16 protein-coding genes are annotated in these 18975 nt (G+C 39.4%); 2 read left to right on the forward strand and 14 right to left on the reverse strand.

Features of this window, described 5'->3' with window-relative positions; all coding sequences use genetic code 11:
- Nucleotides 1-11: 11 nt before the first annotated feature.
- Nucleotides 12-611, reverse strand: a complete 600-nt coding sequence (locus EXE29_RS13535; RefSeq protein ID WP_106986006.1) for a CoA pyrophosphatase — start codon at nt 609-611, stop codon at nt 12-14.
- 125 nt (nt 612-736) lie between these two features.
- Here EXE29_RS13535 and EXE29_RS13540 point away from each other — a divergent pair, with 125 nt between their 5' ends.
- Nucleotides 737-1285: an NUDIX hydrolase gene (locus EXE29_RS13540; RefSeq protein ID WP_117008061.1), complete on the forward strand. Its 549-nt coding sequence runs from the start codon at nt 737-739 to the stop codon at nt 1283-1285.
- 105 nt (nt 1286-1390) lie between these two features.
- On the opposite strand, the gene filF is transcribed toward EXE29_RS13540, so the two are convergent.
- The 6 genes from filF to filA all read right to left on the reverse strand — a co-directional run bounded on the left by filF (nt 1391) and on the right by filA (nt 9816).
- Nucleotides 1391-3406, reverse strand: a complete 2016-nt coding sequence (filF, locus tag EXE29_RS13545; protein ID WP_120364831.1) for a putative pilus system protein FilF — start codon at nt 3404-3406, stop codon at nt 1391-1393.
- Nucleotides 3407-3427: 21 nt separating this feature from the next.
- Nucleotides 3428-4798: a putative pilus assembly protein FilE gene (filE, locus tag EXE29_RS13550; protein ID WP_120364832.1), complete on the reverse strand. Its 1371-nt coding sequence runs from the start codon at nt 4796-4798 to the stop codon at nt 3428-3430.
- 14 nt (nt 4799-4812) lie between these two features.
- Nucleotides 4813-6477 carry a putative pilus system OmpP1/FadL family transporter FilD gene (gene filD, locus EXE29_RS13555; protein WP_106986010.1) on the reverse strand — a complete coding sequence of 555 codons (1665 nt, stop codon included), beginning with the start codon at nt 6475-6477 and terminating at the stop codon, nt 4813-4815.
- Between the two features lie 12 nt (nt 6478-6489).
- Nucleotides 6490-7677: a putative pilus system protein FilC gene (filC, locus tag EXE29_RS13560; RefSeq protein WP_117008064.1), complete on the reverse strand. Its 1188-nt coding sequence runs from the start codon at nt 7675-7677 to the stop codon at nt 6490-6492.
- 55 nt (nt 7678-7732) lie between these two features.
- Entirely contained in the window at nt 7733-8566 is an 834-nt protein-coding gene (filB, locus tag EXE29_RS13565) for a putative pilus system C39 family peptidase FilB (protein ID WP_106986012.1), read from the reverse strand.
- Between the two features lie 200 nt (nt 8567-8766).
- Entirely contained in the window at nt 8767-9816 is a 1050-nt protein-coding gene (filA, locus tag EXE29_RS13570; protein WP_117008065.1) for a putative pilus system protein FilA, read from the reverse strand.
- A gap of 252 nt (nt 9817-10068) precedes the next feature.
- Between filA and EXE29_RS13575 the strand changes: the two genes are divergently transcribed.
- Nucleotides 10069-11406, forward strand: coding sequence for an anthranilate synthase component I family protein (locus EXE29_RS13575; RefSeq protein WP_120364833.1), 1338 nt, complete (start codon nt 10069-10071; stop codon nt 11404-11406).
- An 83-nt stretch (nt 11407-11489) separates the two neighbouring features.
- Here EXE29_RS13575 and hisC read toward each other — a convergent pair whose 3' ends face one another.
- The 7 genes from hisC to EXE29_RS13610 form a co-directional block, all read right to left on the reverse strand.
- The gene (gene hisC / locus EXE29_RS13580; protein WP_120364834.1) at nt 11490-12584 is read right to left on the reverse strand and encodes a histidinol-phosphate transaminase; all 1095 of its coding nucleotides are present in this window, start codon (nt 12582-12584) and stop codon (nt 11490-11492) included.
- Nucleotides 12585-12804: 220 nt separating this feature from the next.
- The gene (gene hisD / locus EXE29_RS13585) at nt 12805-14106 is read right to left on the reverse strand and encodes a histidinol dehydrogenase (RefSeq protein WP_120364835.1); all 1302 of its coding nucleotides are present in this window, start codon (nt 14104-14106) and stop codon (nt 12805-12807) included.
- A gap of 194 nt (nt 14107-14300) precedes the next feature.
- Complete coding sequence (gene hisG, locus EXE29_RS13590; RefSeq protein WP_106986017.1) at nt 14301-15002, reverse strand: ATP phosphoribosyltransferase; 702 nt, start codon at nt 15000-15002, stop codon at nt 14301-14303.
- A complete protein-coding gene (gene murA, locus EXE29_RS13595) occupies nt 15002-16258 on the reverse strand; it encodes a UDP-N-acetylglucosamine 1-carboxyvinyltransferase (RefSeq protein ID WP_106986018.1) in 1257 nt (418 codons plus the stop codon). Before murA ends, hisG begins: the two co-directional genes overlap by 1 nt.
- A 7-nt stretch (nt 16259-16265) precedes the next feature.
- A complete protein-coding gene (gene ibaG / locus EXE29_RS13600) occupies nt 16266-16517 on the reverse strand; it encodes a BolA family iron metabolism protein IbaG (RefSeq protein WP_106986019.1) in 252 nt (83 codons plus the stop codon).
- Nucleotides 16518-16652: 135 nt separating this feature from the next.
- The gene (hpf, locus tag EXE29_RS13605; protein WP_106986020.1) at nt 16653-16985 is read right to left on the reverse strand and encodes a ribosome hibernation-promoting factor, HPF/YfiA family; all 333 of its coding nucleotides are present in this window, start codon (nt 16983-16985) and stop codon (nt 16653-16655) included.
- A gap of 166 nt (nt 16986-17151) precedes the next feature.
- On the reverse strand, nt 17152-18606 hold the full coding sequence (locus EXE29_RS13610) for an RNA polymerase factor sigma-54 (RefSeq protein WP_120364836.1): 1455 nt from the start codon (nt 18604-18606) through the stop codon (nt 17152-17154).
- Nucleotides 18607-18975: the final 369 nt, after the last annotated feature.

Here is an 18975-nt window from a genome sequence, read left to right on the forward strand (position 1 = left end):
GTGCACTCGTTTTATTTCATTTTAAATACAGGGGAATTGACAAGAAATGGCCATTCTTTTTGATAATTAAGACCATATTGAAAGAGTGATACCAACATACGTGCTGTTAGCCCCCAAACAATTTCATTTTCCACTCGCATACTTGGAAAATATAAGGACTGATGGGCATAACGCACTTCATAAGGAATGGGCGGTGCGTCCATTAACTTTTGTAAGGAGGCAAAAAAAATACGATCAATTTCTGTGGGTTGTGCAATCAACTCCACTTGAGGCGGAATAAGGCCCACGACCGGCTTCACCAACATGCCATTACGGGCTTTTTGCATAGGCAACTCCCCCAACAATTGCACATCAAATGGATTCAGCGCGGTTTCTTCTTGAGCCTCACGTAAGGCCACCACAATATTACTCGTATCGTTTGGATCGCGCTTACCTCCAGGGAAAGATACTTCCCCAGCATGATTATTTAAATAGGCCGATCGGCGGGTTAATAAAACTTTGGGGCTAGACTCATTGGTAATCGCAATTAACACCGCCGCTTGTGCAGGTTGGGTACGGCGAGAAAAGCGTAAACTTTGCTGCAGCACATGTGTCAATAAACGATCATCCATTCGTCTTTATCCTTATTTTTTCAATATTTTCATCATAGCCGAATTTTAGTGCTTGTGTTTAGAAATGATGCTAAACATTTATTTTTCAGTTATGCTGATCACTCACTTTATCATTGACGATGAATATGAATTTTTGTAGTAACTGTGGACATAAAACAGCAGAAAAAATTCCTCTTGGCGATCACCAAGTGCGTCGTGTATGTACACAATGCAATACCATCCATTATGTCAATCCTAAAGTGATTTGTGGCGCACTTGCACTTTGGGAAGATAAAGTCTTATTGTGTCGACGTGCCATTGAGCCACGTTATGGACTTTGGACACTGCCTGCAGGCTATATGGAACTGTTTGAAACCATGGAACAAGGTGCTGCACGTGAAACACGTGAAGAAGCAGAGGCCGAAGTCAACATTCAACAACTTTACTGCATGTACAATATTCCACGTATTGGACAAATCTATGTCTTATTTAAGGCAGAGCTTGTAAATGGTGAGTTTGGTGCAGGTGAAGAAACCATCGAATCTCGCTTATTTAGTGAAGATGAAATCCCATGGAATGATCTTGCATTTCCAAGTGTAGAACGCACGCTTAGACATTATTTTGCGGACCGTAAAACGGGACAATTTGAGACCCATTTAGAAACTTTAGGTACACGACTCGACCATACAGGTTAATGCCCTGTGTGATTGCATAGCTTCATTACAGATGAATACGTGTGTTACCCAAATGCAAAAGCCCATCCGAAGATGGGCTTTTATTTTATTCAAGTCTAGACCTTTTTATTTAGCCTTTACCGTATAACACGGTGCAAGATCGAAAGTAATTTCACCACCGGCAAGTTTGGCAATCTCTTTAGATTCTGTGTCCGCAGGTACACTATTACTGTAAGTGCCGTTAAAACTTGCAAAACTGTTGGCCCATCGTACCTTCTGATTTGCAGAGTCAGTCATTACCACACCACTTGGTTTCACACCTGCAGAAGCAGAAAGTAAATTCGCCATTTGCAATAATGCACCACCCACCACAATATTTGTTGAGCTATCTGTAGACGTTTGAATTGTGGTATTCATCCCAATTAAAGCGCCATTTAATGTGCCCAAGGCTTTATCTGCCAAAATCATACGCAGTGAGATGGTTTCAGGTGTAACTTTTGAACCTCTCGTAAACGTACGAGTGACCGTACCAATACGATATTGCTGCGTATTCTGATCATCAAGCATGGTGTATTTATCTAATACATCTTGACCACTACAACCAACCTTATCATCTGTAGATAAATCTACTGTACCAATAGCTGTATCAAATATATTCGCAGGTACATTCGGTTTAATGTTGGTACGAATATCCCCATTACGGTCAATCACAATGCCAAGTTTGACTGATTTAACCGTTGTATTATTAAATTTAAACGTTAAGTCCGCATATAAAGGGAATACATAGGTTGATTTTGCTGTGTTGGCTTGAGTACTAAAAACATTTTTGTCTAAATAAGACAGTGGATACAACTTATATAAATCCAATGTCCCTTTATATAAGCTACCATTCACAGTTTGATTCCATAAACCATAATTAGCGGCGTCTGCACTCGTAATTTCTGATTCTTTTTTATTGGTAAGCGTTTGGTATAAAGTCCCGCCTGAACCCACCACCATTTTATTCGCCAGCAACGTACCTTGCGTAATCACCAACGGTTGAGCACCTGCTTCATCTACATCAAACTTAAAGCCCAGTTTGCGTGCATGGTCAATTTCCTTAGTTAAAGGGTCAATCCATGTCTCTTGTGGTGTGGCTGTCATCTGCTTAGGCTTGACCTTGGTCATGAGCAACGCATTCGTCCCACCAATCGTTGTTAATGACTGATCAACCGTACCACGCCATTGTAACCCGCTACCGAAAGTCACGCCTTGACGGTCAGTCATTAATAAAAAGTGACCAAAAATATTACTCTTCGCCATATCAGATGGTGCGCAAACATCCTTATCACAGCCAACCAAACCATTTGAGCCACTTACCGCACTAATCAAACTTTGCTCTGTTGAAAATAAAGCAAATTCAGGTTGATATACAGCTGCGGTTGAAATATTCATTAAATTTTCAACCACTGAAAATGCTTCAGTTGCACTAATTGGTGTTTGACCTAGCCATTGATTCAACCAAGTTGCAAACTCAGTATCACTAAAGCCAACCAAAGTGGCTGTTGTGACTGTTTTATCTAAACTTTCAATTGCTTGACGATTACTGTCGCTGATATATACAGGCTGAATTTCAGTTGCAGATGCTACTTGATTATTTTTCATACCCAAGGCTTGTATTATCATGGCTAAACGCATCGCCACTTTTACCGTTGCATCAGTTGGGCTAATAGCCTGCGCTTGTTGCTTGGTCATACCATAGGCTAAATCAATTAAGGTTAAGCGTGGAGGTGTGCTCGAGCTTGCCACTTTAGACAAATTATCAAGTTGTACACTCCCCAGTTCTATACGCTTGTCTTTTTCACCTTGTAGATAAAAATTCACCGTATCACCGACACGGCATGCCCCAGAAGACACACCTTCACTGGCATCAAACAAGGTCACAAATTTATTTTTGCTATCACTTGAACAGGTAAAATTAATGCCATCCACAGGATAATCTAATATAAATTCTACACATTTTTCACTGGCACTCTTACAGGCACCATTTACTGTACTGCTATCGTAAGTTTCTGGAATAACTTTTGCACTTTCACCACCACAACCGCTTAATGCAGCAACCAAAGCAGTGACTGCAAATGGTAAAGCATATATTTTTTTCATCCTGATTCTCTTTTTCTATCCTTAACGGATTGCAATTAATTTAAGTTGTCCTTGATTACTTAATACACGCTCATCGACATCAATGGCTGTTGCGAGCGGTGTCAGTAATAAATATGTCGTACCTGAAGGAACTTGAATTACGCCTTCAATTTTTTCTCGGTATAAATGACTTGCATTAGCATCGTTATTTTTATAACCTCCTGCGCCTTCCATTACACAGCCTTTAGCGTCTAAAAATACGGCAAAAGGCCAATAAAATACAGGCTTATTTTGCTTCGATGCATACGAATGTATTTCAATATTTTTAATCGTCGCGTCTAACTTAACAAGTTCAAAATCAAATTGTGCATTGAGTGGCGCACGTGGCCATAAATTGGTATCTTGCTGAGCTTTTAACACTTTGGCTTTTAATAATTGTTTCTGGTCAAAGCATTGTTGCCCAAGACCTTCAACCGTATCTGCTTTTGATACCCGATAGTAACTGGTCGAAAGTACAATTGGCTTATCTTCTGCAGGACGATTTTTCTTAAATAAATTATCAATAACAGACTGTCCTACACCTTTTTCACGCTCAACCATCTGCATTCGTGTTGCACCAGTTTTAGGATCAATTACGCCTTCTGGCATCGCATAAAAACGTTTTTTACCCTCAAGATTAAATTCTTGTTCTTCTAAATACTCATTATTCACATACGTATCACCATCAATGGTCGATAACTCTGTGCGCTTTTGATCCTGTACAATTGCAGGCATTGGCGGGGTTTTTGTCACCTTTTTAGGTTGCTCTACAATCGCTTTGCTTTGTTTCTCACTAGCAACTTTTGGCAATACTTCAGTCGTTTGCTTTGCTACTTGTACAGCAGTATTCTGATTCGGCTTCGCCACTGTGAGGTCTTGATTAACCGGTGTATAAACAACTGTGCTTTGCTGTTTATTTAACGTTTTTTCAACCTGTTTTTCAGTAACATCGTGCTGTGGTTTTGGTGTTGAAATGGCCGGATTTGCTTGATCAATCTGCTTTTCTTCACGCACGACCACCTGCTGAGCATTTTTTTGCGTACTCTTCATCTGTTGTTGATGTTGTTCTTGCGCTACACCTTGCACAATCTGCGAAGGTCGCTTTCCAGCTAAGCCACGAACAACATCCTGAACATGAGCTTCACGTTCAGGATCTAAATAAGAAGGTGATTCAGTTTTTACACTCGCTGTATCTACTGAAGCTGTGCTCTCCTGCACCTTTACCTTCTTCTTTATTGGAAGATCTGGGCGCTGTACCACAATTGGACGCCCATCAGGTCCAATAATGGTATGAAATATACCTTCTGCATAGACATTCGATACTGATGCTAACCCTAACATCAGCATCATGTTCAACAAGTGCTTTTTATTCATCCTGAATACTAGTCCTACCATCGTGTTCTATAGTTCAATCCTAAAATAGTAATTTTGGTATCTGTCTTCACGTTTAAACCAGCATAAGGGTTTAATAAAATATTATTTACCCCAGTTTGGTTAGCCAAGCTACTAGTGTTTGCAGGAATACTATCGCGACTGCGTAAGAAACCAATAGACAAGTCCAAGTCTGTATCAGCATCAAAACGGTAGCCCACACCTAAACCGAATAATTGTGCCCCGTTAATTGGAACCATCGTATTACGCTTCCCATCAGGAATCGAACTGGTCCGTGGTTCATAACCTGCACGAAGCTTTAAACGATCTGTTGCTGAGTATTCAAGTCCAATGCCAAAATTCCAAGGCGATTTAAAGACTAGAGGTAAAGCTAAGGACGTATCACCAATATCTGAAGACAATAATTTTGCAATTTTAAGTGCTGAAATTTGACGATCAAACTCAAAAGCAAACTTATCCCAAGCACTATAATCAGTCCACCCAACGTCAAAATTGACTTGTAGATCAGGCATGATTTTGTATTTAATACCCGCTTGCATGTGCGCAGGATATTCAAAATCTATAGACACCAAGCCAGATTCAACAGCTGGGACAGCCGATGGGAAGCCTAAAATCGCCGCTAAAATTTGCCCTGTCGGTGAAGACATTAAACCTTTAATTAACTCTTGCGATGCATTACCATTTTCAATGTAATACTTACCTTTCAAACGCATCTTGGCCGCACTTTGATACACGAGACCAAAACTAAAGTCTTCTCTTGGTTCCCAAAGTACACCCAAGTTATAGCTTGGGCTCAATGACTGCTCAACAGCCAACTGCATCTGACCAAATTTATTAAACGGATTCATGCCCTCTTGAGCATTACACATCCCGAGCAACAAAATATCCGTAATAATGTCTGAATTATTTTTAAAAGGCGTACAAACAACTTCGTCAATCATACGAAGCATACCAATCAATTCATTTGGAAAACGCAAATCCGTTTTCAATGCGATTGCTTGGTAAGACATTCCAATACCACCACCAATCGATAATTCATCATTGACTTGATAAGCCATCGTTGGAGATAAATAGGTAATACGCTCTAGAGCAACCTGCTGCCCCATATAATTACCAGGGTTGCCATTTTCAGCACCAAAACCTGCAATTAAAGGTGCATAAATTGCTGTAGCAAATGTCGCTTTAGAACCTGGTGGGTTATATGCAATACCCGCAGTTGGAGCAGCGACAGGTGTTCCAGGTCCCAAATCCACCATTTTCTTAAGGCCTGGAACATACAAACTTGCATATTCCACATTCCCGTTAACTGTGCCTTTAAAATCTGTACATAGATCGGCAGCTACTTCTGGTCCATCATTACAAACCATTGGGTCATCTGAATAACCAAAAACGTTGTAACCCGCTGGAACTGAAAACTCACGTTGAATATCAAAATTAGCAACAATTCCCTGAAGGTCAGTCTGTAGGCCTTCAATTTTAGTCAGTGCTGCTGGGTTAAAATGTACTGCACTAATTCCTGGTGGATCTGCCGTGACAGCATTACCCAAAGCCAGTGAACGCACATCTACCGATAAGTTTGTTCCAAGCTGTGCAAATGCAGCACTGGAACATCCCGTTAAAATTATCGCGCTAACGAGTGGACGCAGTCGAACATAGTTCATACGGACACCCTCTTAGCGGAGCTTCTTGCCGAAACCTAAAATATCAAGCGGGAATGAAAGACCCAATGAAACATCTGGCGCATCTTCTGTTAAACCCAAACCAACTGTACCATTCACAATCGTATCTGGGGAAACACGCACGCCTAAAGAAAATGCCAGTGTTGAACTGGTTTGATCTGCTGGAGAATATGATTCTCCACTGCTATAAGTGAATTCTGATCCAGTATTAAAGCTTTGTTGATACGACATAGTCAAAGACACATCGTAGTTAAATGAGTACGCAAAACCAAAAGCAAAGCCACCGCTAATACCTGGTTCAAAATCAGTAATGACTCGTGTACCACGACGTTGATTTAAGCCAGTTTCTTTAAAACCATAGTTCGCAGAAACAGAGGCAAACAACACTACTGGATCAATATATTTACGTGTACTTGCACCCACCCCAGCAGAGTAATAGCCCTTACCCGTCGCTAGGTCATTGGTGGCATTTACTTCGTACGGGCTATCACCCGTTTTGGTCGATAAATTACCAAATAGAATCAGTGGTAAACGACCAGCTTTTAAAGGAAATGGTTCCCAACGAGCACCTAAGGCAATATCACCTAAACCAGCTGTTGACGTGTCTTTCAAAAGATCCGTTTTGGTCACTAATGGTAATGAAGCTGTGAAAGTTAAGTTATCACGAATACCATATTGAAAAGTAAAGGTGTTGGTCATTGAGTGCGTTGCATTTTCTTGCACGCGCAATTGATACAGTTGACCTTCTGCCATTTCCATATCAAGCTGTGTATCACGATAATACGTATAATCAATATCGTAATACGAAGAAATTTCGCCTTTTTTGATTAAGGAGTATTGGCGCTCATTGGACGTAAATACTTCTTGAAGGTTTGCCTCTTGCGTTGCATCACCTTCTTGCTTTTGAAGCGCTGCAGAAGCATCTGAGTTTTTTGCTGGTGCTTGCTCTTGTGCTACTGGGGCTGGCTCTTGTGGTGCTTCGGTTTGCTCAACCGGCTCAGCTGATGCTGTAGATGTTTCATCAACACTATCATACCCTCCCAGTGTTGTATCCTCAGCTGCTACTGCCTGCTCCTCAACAGCATCATACCCACCCAAAGCGGGTTCATTTGCATAAGCAACCCCCATCAACATTTGCACGCTGACTGCCAATAAGGTTTTGTTCATCCATTTACTGTTCATTTTCCATACCACCGCTTTTTATTTTTTTAATCTGTTTATAACTTAAGTTCTGGCCTTACTTATTCTTGTAGTAAAGTCTCAAGAAGTTATAGTTCGACTGCCCATAATTTTCCGACGATTCATTCATATTTTTATCAAGTCGAATTGTCGATGCTTTATCTGCAATTTTATCCATATAAAACTGAGGGTATTGTAAATCTACAAATGCATAGCGATTGACAGTTGCATCATCAACATGTCGCATATCAGCTTCATTTAATGCCAACATACTTTGACGTTTATCAGGTGCAACATTAATTAAAAAAAGTGTGTTGTTTTCCCAAATTTCTTTAAATCGAGTTTCGTCAAAACTAATGTTGCCCAATGCTGGATCAGCCACATACACACGGCCGTTTTTATAGCCCTTAAACACGACAAAGTGCTTAAATCCCGCATAAGAAATAGGCACAATTGCAGGTTCGCCTTGTTTCACCAAATCGGTGAACTCTCCGCGATAACCACCACTTTCTAAGCCTAATGCTCCTACAAAGCGCTTCATATCAAGCAATGAGAAACTACGACGTTCCACAATCTTTTCGGTTTCACCAAATTTCAACAAACCATTCATGGTTTGTTGTTCAGTTAATTTGGCACCAACATAGCCATTTAATAAAGTCGTTAATGCAGCAGAACCACAGCTATAGTCGTAGGCTTGACGAACAATGCCACGAAATTGGTCTTCAACTGCAGGTTTAATTTTTACCGTTTCACGGTGCATACGGGTAAATGAATCATTGCGTGAATCCAGAGTTTCAGTGTAATACACTGCTCCGGCTGGCTTTTGTTTTATATCAAATGACTCTTTGGCAAAGTAATACATCAATGCCGAGCCTAGTGCTATCTCTAACATATCTTCTAACTTTTTAGTTATCGGCAGTTGATGTGCCTTTTATCATTATTTTAGAGCTAACGCTCTACTTCCTTGTCTAATTGCAAGATACCTTTTTTTGCAAAAAAAAACAGCTATTTTTTTATATTTTTGATGTATTTCATCTTTTATTTGTAAAAAAAAGCGCGTGAATATCACGCGCTTTTCAACACTAAAACAGATTAACGGCCACTAATAGTAATCGTAGAACCTTTTCCGCCTAAAGTATTATATGTTTGTAGTCCTTGAATTTCGACATCACCAATAGAGCCTCCATTACGTGCTCCCAAATGAATTCCTTTTACATAGTTATCAATAGGGCCACTTGCACTATCAATTTGGATAAAGCCTTTATTTTTATCAGTAGAATTACTCGATGTATCAAATACTCGAACACTTGCATTTATTGCTAAATCTTTAGAGTTAGCATCTGCAACTTTGATACTTTCAATAAAAATTTCACCTGGATTATTTGTTTTAACCGGAACAGCAGAACCTGAAGACGTATCATATGCATAAGTAGCACCATTAGTTGAGTTATCAAGAATGCCTAGATTCTTAATCTCCAAACCACCCTGCATAGTTGTACTTAATTTAATCATAGCACCTTGAGGCGCCGAGCCAATCTGAATATTAGCATCCATCTTACCTGTTACAAGTGATAGTCCGCTTAAGATTGCATTATAGTTGCTTGCTGTACCGCCACGACGAATTAATGAAGCACTTGTCTTACCATCATCATTTACCGCACTTCCTTGCGTACCCGATGCTGTAACACCAATTTCGCCAATACTAATATTTAAACCAGAAACAGCAGCACCAATATTTAAGAATGCACCGTCTGTTCCAGCATCACTATCAATTGTAATATCTGCCAAGTTGTGACTAGCTAATAGACTATTATAATTAGCCGTAACTACTACACCGAACTTTTCATTAACATCACCAGACTTACCATTACCCTTAATTACAATTGCACCTGCAGTACTCGTACCACCATAACCTGCAGAGCCTTTAGCAATATCTTGACCTTTAGAATCTTGTGAACTAAGACCATCATTGTCATGAATAAATAGTTTCTCAATTTCAATTTTTGAAATACCAATACCAATATTGATACCGTCTTGACCTGTAGTTGTGCTAAGCGCCGCATCATCCATTGCTTGCATTGCCATAGCATTTGCGCTGATTGCCATTGAAGATACTAAAACAAGTTTAGTGAATTTTTTCATTGTTACTCTCCCAAGAGTATTTTTTTATGATTGTCAACCACTCGATGCTTACTGCTGTTTATTCGTTTTGTGACAGCGATTACATCTTTCCTTGAGTAGTTTGCTCGCTTGATTAAAGTATATCTGTGTCACTTTTTGTTCAACTGTCGTTGGTCGCAATTTAGAGTTCGCCGATAAACGGTATTTACTCATACTTCATAAACACATTGAGATACACTATGGCCACGTTTAGCCTCATGCACATTTAGGTTTATGCAAAATCCGATTGTTTATCAACGACTCATTCTTAAACACAGCTCGTCTGCTACACAGATACTATCTGCTTTGGCTGAATTATCCCATGTTGTTTATCTGAATGATCACGCACAACCGACCATTGGTCTATTCGCAGAGGAATACTTCATTCATCAAAATAATGAAACATTTCATTACAAGGAAACAAATTTAGATACGTACAGCGCACAGTCAATTCCATCTTTGCCTGAATTCTGTTTTCAAGCCGATCATAGAAACTCAACTTCTGGTTTTCAGGGTGGCCTATTAGGCTTTATTGGTTATGATTTTGCGGCTTCAAAACAAGTTAAAACTGCTTCTAAAACACAACCAGCCTTATTTATTGGTCGCTTTAGTAGCTATTTAAAATATAGTGCTGAAGGATGGACTTTCATTAGCCATCATCCTAAGGCAAAGCAACGTTACCAAGTTTTATTAGAGCTATTAAATAAAGAAATTTATCTTCCTAGTTTTAAGTTACAACAGCCACTACAAGCTCGCTGGAGTTTTGAACAATACCAGCAGTCTTTTCATCAAGTACAAAATTATATTAAAGCGGGCGACTGTTATCAGATTAATCTCACTCAAGAATTTACAGCAAAGGCGACTGGCTTACTTTTAGATACAGCCTCGCAGTTATGGAATTTAACTGATGCACCTTATGCAGGCTATTTAAGAGTCGACGAATTTGAGCTTTTAAGTTGCTCGCCAGAATTATTTATTGATTTTGAATCGGAGCGTAAATTAATAACTAAACCGATTAAAGGCACTATGCCTCGTTATGCAGATCCAATACTGGATGCCGAATCTAAAAACACACTCAAAGCATCTAAAAAGGACATGGCTGAAAACGTCATGATTGTAGATTTACTACGTAATGACCTGAGTGTATATGCAGAAATAGGAACAGTAAAAACGCCAAAGCTGTTTAATATTGAAAGCTTTAATCAAGTGCATCACATGGTGAGTGAAATTGAAGCCCGCTTAAAAACTGATGTAAATCCATTTGGCGTATTAATGTCTGCCCTCCCTGGTGGCTCAATCACTGGCGCACCCAAAATTCGCGCTATGCAAATTATTGAAGAGTTGGAAGGTGCACCGCGTGGTGCCTATTGTGGTTCTATGGGCTATTTTAATGATGATGGTACAGGTTCTTGGAATATCTTAATTCGTTCAATCCAAAAGCATCAACACGATGTTTCAGTATGGGCCGGTGGTGGCATAACCATAGCTTCAAACTGTGAAGCAGAGTATCAGGAATGTTTTGACAAAGTTGATGCCATACTCAAGTTGCTCAACACATGGTTTCAACCTTAATAAATAAAAAAAGCGATTCATTTAGAATCGCTTTTTTCTACCCCTCTTTACCAACGACAGAGGGGTTAAATAACCAAAATCACTTAGGCCAAAATTTGATTTTTCAAAGTATCAACTAGACGTTGGTTTTCAACATCTGTACCAATCGTAATCCGTAGATATTGATTGATACGAGGTTTATTAAAGTAACGCACAATAATGCCCTGCTCACGCAATGCAGCAGCGAGTTCACCTGCATCCTTCTGTGCTAGTGTCGCAAAAATAAAGTTAGCACTTGAAGGTAAAACCTCAAAACCAAGAGCAGTTAAATCTGCAACTAGTTTCTCACGGCTCGCGATGACTTTGGCACATTGCGCTTCAAAATAAGCCTGATCTTCAAATGAAGCTACGGCAGCAGCAATCGCAAAACGGTCAATCGGATACGAGTTAAAACTGTTTTTGACTGCTTCAAGTGCGGCAATCAAATGTGGCTGTGCAATCGCAAAACCTACACGCAAGCCTGCCAATGAACGCGATTTAGAGGTAGTTTGGCACACCACTAAGTTATCGTATTTTGCCACAAGGCTTACCGCAGATTCCGCACCAAAGTCGACGTATGCTTCATCGATAACCACCACTGAATTTGGATTTGCTTGTAGTACTTCTTCAATTGCGGATAAACCCAATGCAATACTGGTTGGTGCATTAGGATTGGTAATGATAATCCCGCCATTTGGCTGTTTATAATCATCAATCTCAATTTCAAATTGATCATTTAACGGCAAAATTTTGGTGTTGCTAGCAATTCCAAAAAATTGGCTATACACAGGATAAAAACTATAGGTAATGTCTGGATAAAGAATTGGGAGTTCTTGCACAAAAAAAGCTTTAAAAATATGTGCCAAAACTTCATCTGAACCATTACCAACAAAGACATTTTCAACAGCAACATTTTGCTGTTTAGCAATCGCTTGTTTCAACGCCAAAGCATCGGGATCTGGATATAAACGAAGTGCATCTGCTGAATTCACCAATACAGCTTGAACTGCTTCAACCACTTTTGGTGATGGCGGATATGGGTTTTCGTTGGTATTGAGCTTTAATAAATTTTGAATTTTTGGTTGTTCCCCTGGGACATACGGTTCTAATTCACGTACTTCAGGGCTCCAAAAACGCATTTGTTCTGTGGTGATATTCATTTTTCTATCTCAATATTCCCTCTCCTGTTAGGAGAGGGTTAGGGTGAGGTCAAAACTGCTCTCCAAACCCCTCTTGCACTTCGCTTTAAAGGAATCCTTAAAGCTCATTCAAGGAGAGGAATCTTCTATCACTTACATATAAACCTTAGTCACTAACTATTTTGTTATGTAAGTCACTCTCCTTCGAGGAGAGGGTTTGGGAGAATTTGTATATTTTTAATTACTGATAACGATAACGTGCAGAACGTGCATGTGCATCCAAATTTTCTTGTTGCGCTAAAACGTCTGCAGTTTTTGCCAAGGTTTTTACGCCAGTTTCAGAACACATGATTAAGCTTGAACGTTTTTGGAAATCATAAACACCCAATGGTGATGAAAAACGTGCTGTACCCGATGTTGGTAAAACGTGGTTCGGACCTGCACAGTAATCACCAATCGCTTCTGGTGTATAACGTCCCATAAAAATAGCACCCGCATGGCGAATACTTTCTGACATTAATTCAGCTTCATCCAAACACAACATTAAGTGTTCAGGTGCAACTTGGTTAATCAGTTCAGCACCTTCAGTACGGTCTTTAACCAAAACCAATGCACCACGATTTTCAATTGAAGTACGTGCAATTTCTGCTTTTGGCAAAGCTTCTAAATGCTTTTCAATCCAGTGCGCAACATCATTGAGTAGCTGTTCATCTGGTGTAATAAATACGGCTTGTGCCACAGTGTCATGTTCAGCTTGAGACAATAAGTCCATCGCTAACCATTCAGCATTATTTTCACCTTCTGCATAGACTAAAATTTCAGAAGGGCCTGCAATCATATCAATACCAACTTGACCAAACACTGCACGTTTAGCTGCAGCTACGAAGCGGTTGCCCGGTCCTGTAATTTTGTCGACCATTGGAATGGTTTCTGTGCCATACGCTAAAGCAGCAACCGCTTGTGCTCCACCAATGGTAAAGACACGAGATACACCAGCTAAATAAGCCGCCGCCAATACCAATGGATTTAATTCACCATTCGGTGCTGGCACTACCATAATAATTTCAGGCACGCCTGCAACGTGTGCGGGTACTGCATTCATTAACACTGAAGATGGATATGAAGCCAAACCACCAGGGACATAAATACCTACACGGTCAAGCGGTGTCACTTTTTGACCCAAGGTATTGCCCAAGGCATCTACATAAGTCCAACCGTCTTGTTTTTGTGCTTGATGGAACTCACGCACTCGATTCGCTGCCATTTCTAAAGCGTCGCGCACCTCTGTGCTTAAACTATCAAATGCCGCTTTGAGCTGTGCTTGGCTGAGCTCTAAGTCTGAAAATTGATGCGCTGGATGTCGATCGAACTGCTGTGTGAGCTTAAGTACATGAGCGTCGCCATGCTGACGAACATCAGCAATAATTTGGTCAACGGTTTTTAAAAGTTCTGGATCATTCACAGTTTCAAAAGCTAACAAGTCAGCAAAAGCTTGCTTGAAGTTCTGATCTTGAGTCGATAAACGTCGCATCAATTTACCCACTAGGTAATGTATTGGAAAACTTTAGTTTACCTGTTTTAGTGAGCTTTGTCGGCAATAAACTGAATTTGCTACCCATGGTTTAATTGAAAATAACTTTTATCAAAATTGGCAAAGCAACCAGCTTTACTTTCATCCCCACTAAAAAGCAAAAACCGCCTTATAGGCGGTTTTTGCTTTTTATCGCTACAGATCACTTAAGCATTTTTTGCTTTTTCACGTGCTTCCACTGCTTTTTCAAGCTGTGCAAGAATTGGATTAAGCAATTGTTGCTTACGTTTGAAACTTGCCTTGTTCACGATTAAACGTGAAGACACTTTACAAATTTCTTCAAGTGGCTCCAGACCATTTGCACGTAAGGTATTCCCTGTATCCACAACGTCTACAATGTAATGACCCAATCCAACCAATGGTGCAAGTTCCATTGAACCATACAATTTGATGACATCTACTTGCTCACCTAAGCTTGCATAGTATTGACGTGTTAAATTCACGTACTTAGTGGCAATTTTTAAACGACCTTGCGGACGCTCCATGCCAACTTTGCCTGCAGTCATGAGTTTACAAACCGCAATTTTCAAATCGAGTGGTTCATAGACATTTTGTGCACCATGCTCCATGAGCACATCTTTACCCGCCACACCAATATCGGCTGCACCATTTTCTACATAAGTAGGTACATCCGAAGCACGTAAAATTAAAATACGTACATGCTTATGGGTGGTAGGGAAAATTAATTTACGAGACTTGTCAGGATCTTCTAAAAGATTAATCCCTGCCGTTTCAAGCAAAGGTAACGTTTCTTTTAAGATACGCCCCTTACTTAACGCTAAAGTTAAACCATGATCAAAATTGCCCATTACGTCAAAGTTCGGATCATCGTTTCTCATATCGCTCATTAACTTACTCGCTTAATTTGGGCGCCTAAACCTTGTAATTTTGCTTCTACATCTTCATAACCGCGATCAATATGATAAATACGGTCAATTAAGGTTTCTCCATCAGCCGCTAATGCAGCTAAAACTAAAGAGAAAGAAGCACGTAAATCTGTTGCCATGACTGGTGCAGCAGAAAGTTTTTCTACACCTGTAACGACAGCATCATTACCTTCGACCTGAATATTTGCGCCCATACGTGCTAATTCAGGTACATGCATAAAACGGTTTTCAAAAATCGTTTCAGAAATTGTTGCAAAACCACGACCGATCGCATTGACCGCCATGATTTGTGCTTGCATATCTGTTGGAAATTCTGGATGAGGCAAGGTACGGAAGCTTACAGCTTTTGGACGCTTACCCATCATATCAAGTTCGATCCAGTCGTCACCACGTGTAACTTCTGCACCCATTTCTTCAAACTTGTCTAATACCGCTTCCATTAGATTCGGATCAGTATGTGTCGTTTTAACACGACCGCCCGTAATGGCTGCAGCTGCTAAATATGACCCAGTTTCAATACGGTCTGCAACCACAGAGTACTCACAACCATGCAAGCTTTCAACACCAGTAACCACTAAGGTATCGGTATCTAAACCTTCAATTTTTGCACCCATAGCAATCAACATTTGCGCAAGGTCGGTAATTTCAGGTTCACGCGCTGCATTACGAATCGTTGTTACGCCATCCGCCAATACCGCTGCCATTAAAATATTTTCAGTGCCACCCACAGTCACCATATCAAAGATAACTTCGCCACCTTTTAAGCGACCATCCACTTTGGCATGAACATAACCTGCATCAACCACAATTTCAGCACCTAAAGCTTCTAAGGCTTTTAAGTGTTGATCAACTGGACGGGAGCCAATTGCACAACCACCAGGCAAAGATACTTGTGCACTACCGTAGCGCGCCAATAATGGACCAAGCACCAAAATAGATGCACGCATGGTTTTTACGAGTTCATATGGTGCAAATTGATTGTTTAATGTAGAGGTATCTGCAACAACAGTATCCCCTTCGTAAGTCATAGTAATACCTAGACCTGCAATCAATTTCACTAAAGTGTTTACGTCTTTTAAATTTGGTACATTTTTAAGCGTAATTGGCGTTTCAGCTAAAATCATCGCTGCCAAAAGTGGAAGTGCTGCATTTTTTGCACCAGAAATTCGCACTTCACCTTCGAGCGTAACGCCGCCCTGAATTAAAAATTTATCCATTAATCTATTAAGCTCCGAATAAGCTTGCTTTACGCCATTCTTCTTTGGTCATTGCGCGAATTGTTACTGCATGAACTTCACCACTGGCAATATAAGAGTTCAATGGTGCATAAACAGATTGCTGACGAGCAACGGGGCGCTTACCTTCGAATTGATCATCGACAACACGTAGATCAAATTTACCGCCCTGCCCACTTACTGCAACTTCAGCTTCAGGAAACGCAGCTTTCAAAATATCAGTGAGCTGTTCACTATTCATCACAAGACCTCTTATAGGACTAACGGTGTAAAACTTGCCATTTTACTATAAATAAAAAAAATAATTCATTAGTCTCATACAATATATATATAAAAAAAGAGGCTCTTTCGAACCTCTTTTTGTTGTTTATATAGGCTAAATAGCCAAAGGTAGGTAATCTAACTGCATTTTTCGATGCTTATGTAACTGTCTTTTCAATTTTTCTGTCAATTTTTTAATGGAAGAATACATATCATCCCCACTTGCTTGAGCAAATAACTCAGCCCCAGGTATACGAATTATAGCTTCAGCAATATGATTTGAACTTCCTTTTTTCGAGCGCTTATCAACTTGATGATCTTTGGTTAACTTCACTTGCATACTGTTGACCTGATCTAAATGTTTGGTCATTTCAGCAAATTTCGAACGAATGGCTTGTTCAATGGCTGGTGTAATACTGAGATGATGACCGCGAATTGTAATTTGCATAATTCTATCCCTCGCCTTCTTTAAAGGATAAGAAAGTCACAGCAAAGCCATTTGATCAATACCATCAATCTACATCCATTAATCAAATCACATTCACTGCTCCTAAAATAAAAAAAGGTTCATTATTTCGTCATAATGAACCTCTAGAATAGTCAGATTTTAAAAATCAGATCAAGACTTTTCTTTCAGAAGATGAGGGAATATGTAACGACTCGCGATATTTCGCCACAGTACGACGTGCAACATCAATACCTTCTTCCTTTAATAAAATTGCAATCGCATTATCAGACAAAGGCTTACGTATATTTTCTTCAGCAACCATTTTTTTAATTTTAGCCCGAATTGCTGTAGATGATGCCTCACCACCAGACGTTGTTCCCACATGGCTTGAAAAAAAGTATTTCAATTCAAATAACCCACGTGGCGTTAACATATATTTATTGGTAGTCACACGTGAAACGGTCGATTCATGTAACTCAACCTCTTCTGCAATATCACGTAGCACCAACGGTTTCATTCCTTCTGCACCAATTTCAAAGAAAGCCCGCTGATGCTGCACAATACATGTAGCGACTTTCAACAAAGTTTTATGCCGCTCATCTACACTCTTAATAAAGTTTTTAGCTTCCAACATTTGATTACGTAAATATTGATTATCATCGCTTTGATCAGCACGTTTAATCATATTTGCATAAAAAGAATTAACCCTTAACTTTGGCATAACATCGGGGTTCAACTGCACAAACCAGTGATCATTCTTCTTCATAACCACTACATCTGGAATCTGATAGTCTGAATCTTTATTTTCAAACTCTATACCTGGATGGGCTTTAAGTGTTTTTAATAAACATACAGCATCTTTTAATTCCTCTTGATTTAAACCAGTTTGTTTAATGAGTTTTGGTAATTCGTTACTAATCAACAGCTCATAATGCTTCATTAACAGCAAAGCTTCTCCACGATAAAGCGTTGTTTCTGATAAACTTTCTAATTGTATCGTAAGACATTCCGCAAGATTACGTGAACCAATCCCAATCGGATCTAAGCGCTGAATATGTTTTAACACCACAACAACTTCATCATCTTCAATTTCTTCGTCGTAATCCATACTATCGAGTAGATGTTGCACAGACGTCGTAATCTCAGCAATATCACAATCTAAAAAACCTTTGTCATCTAAAGCATCAATAATGCAATGTGCAATTAAGCGATCAACGACCGAGAAATGTAATAAATTCACTTGTTCAAGCATGTGTGCTTGTAAGCCCTGATGCCCTTGTCGATTGTCTTCACGCTCCTCAAACTCAGGCGTGCCTAAACTCGTAGATTGATGGGTATAGACATCATCCCAATCTGTATCTACGGGTAAATCATCAGGTAAGTGATCAGCATTAAGTTCATTGGTTAAATCTTTCCGATCTTGTTCCAATTCCTGCAAAGTGCTTAAACTTTCAACCGTTGATTGCTCTTCTACTTTTTCAAGTAAAGGATTACTATCGAGTTGAACTTGGATCTCTTGTTCTAGTTCTAGACTTGAAAGTTGAAGTAAACGAATGGCTTGCTGCAACTGAGGCGTAAGCGACAGGGAGTTTGCAACTTTTAATCCAACCGATAACTTCATCTTTTTTTTCCTATATAAATACCGCGTGTTATAAGCAATTTTTATGCCGTTTTATTTTTTATAGCATACTTTTATTAAAAAACATACAAAAATAACACAGGATGTACTTTTATATAATTCAGAAAAATTATAATTAAATACATGATATTAAATATTAATTTAAATAAAACATAAATATTAAAACTCAATAATGTCTGCATAATGCCAAATTCTACCAGCTCAACACCTACCACTTGAGACACCAATTATTACTATAGCCGTAATCAAAAAAATCATTATTATTTCATAAGCACTGGAATAACCTTATATAGAACCTGGTTTACTTTTAATCGTTATGATTTTATTTCTTGTTTCCATAAATTTTTTGAT

The sequence above is a fragment of the Acinetobacter sp. WCHAc060006 genome (genome assembly GCF_004209135.1).
Taxonomy (GTDB): domain Bacteria; phylum Pseudomonadota; class Gammaproteobacteria; order Pseudomonadales; family Moraxellaceae; genus Acinetobacter; species Acinetobacter cumulans.

Bases quoted from the DNA above. Each gene is read 5' to 3' on its own strand.
- EXE29_RS13535 (WP_106986006.1), bottom strand. From the start codon at position 611: ATGGATGATCGTTTATTGACACATGTGCTGCAGCAAAGTTTACGCTTT.
- EXE29_RS13540 (WP_117008061.1), top strand. From the start codon at position 737: ATGAATTTTTGTAGTAACTGTGGACATAAAACAGCAGAAAAAATTCCT.
- filF (WP_120364831.1), bottom strand. From the start codon at position 3,406: ATGAAAAAAATATATGCTTTACCATTTGCAGTCACTGCTTTGGTTGCT.
- filE (WP_120364832.1), bottom strand. From the start codon at position 4,798: ATGAATAAAAAGCACTTGTTGAACATGATGCTGATGTTAGGGTTAGCA.
- filD (WP_106986010.1), bottom strand. From the start codon at position 6,477: ATGAACTATGTTCGACTGCGTCCACTCGTTAGCGCGATAATTTTAACG.
- filC (WP_117008064.1), bottom strand. From the start codon at position 7,677: ATGAACAGTAAATGGATGAACAAAACCTTATTGGCAGTCAGCGTGCAA.
- filB (WP_106986012.1), bottom strand. From the start codon at position 8,566: ATGTTAGAGATAGCACTAGGCTCGGCATTGATGTATTACTTTGCCAAA.
- filA (WP_117008065.1), bottom strand. From the start codon at position 9,816: ATGAAAAAATTCACTAAACTTGTTTTAGTATCTTCAATGGCAATCAGC.
- EXE29_RS13575 (WP_120364833.1), top strand. From the start codon at position 10,069: ATGCAAAATCCGATTGTTTATCAACGACTCATTCTTAAACACAGCTCG.
- hisC (WP_120364834.1), bottom strand. From the start codon at position 12,584: ATGAATATCACCACAGAACAAATGCGTTTTTGGAGCCCTGAAGTACGT.
- hisG (WP_106986017.1), bottom strand. From the start codon at position 15,002: ATGAGCGATATGAGAAACGATGATCCGAACTTTGACGTAATGGGCAAT.
- murA (WP_106986018.1), bottom strand. From the start codon at position 16,258: ATGGATAAATTTTTAATTCAGGGCGGCGTTACGCTCGAAGGTGAAGTG.
- ibaG (WP_106986019.1), bottom strand. From the start codon at position 16,517: ATGAATAGTGAACAGCTCACTGATATTTTGAAAGCTGCGTTTCCTGAA.
- hpf (WP_106986020.1), bottom strand. From the start codon at position 16,985: ATGCAAATTACAATTCGCGGTCATCATCTCAGTATTACACCAGCCATT.
- EXE29_RS13610 (WP_120364836.1), bottom strand. From the start codon at position 18,606: ATGAAGTTATCGGTTGGATTAAAAGTTGCAAACTCCCTGTCGCTTACG.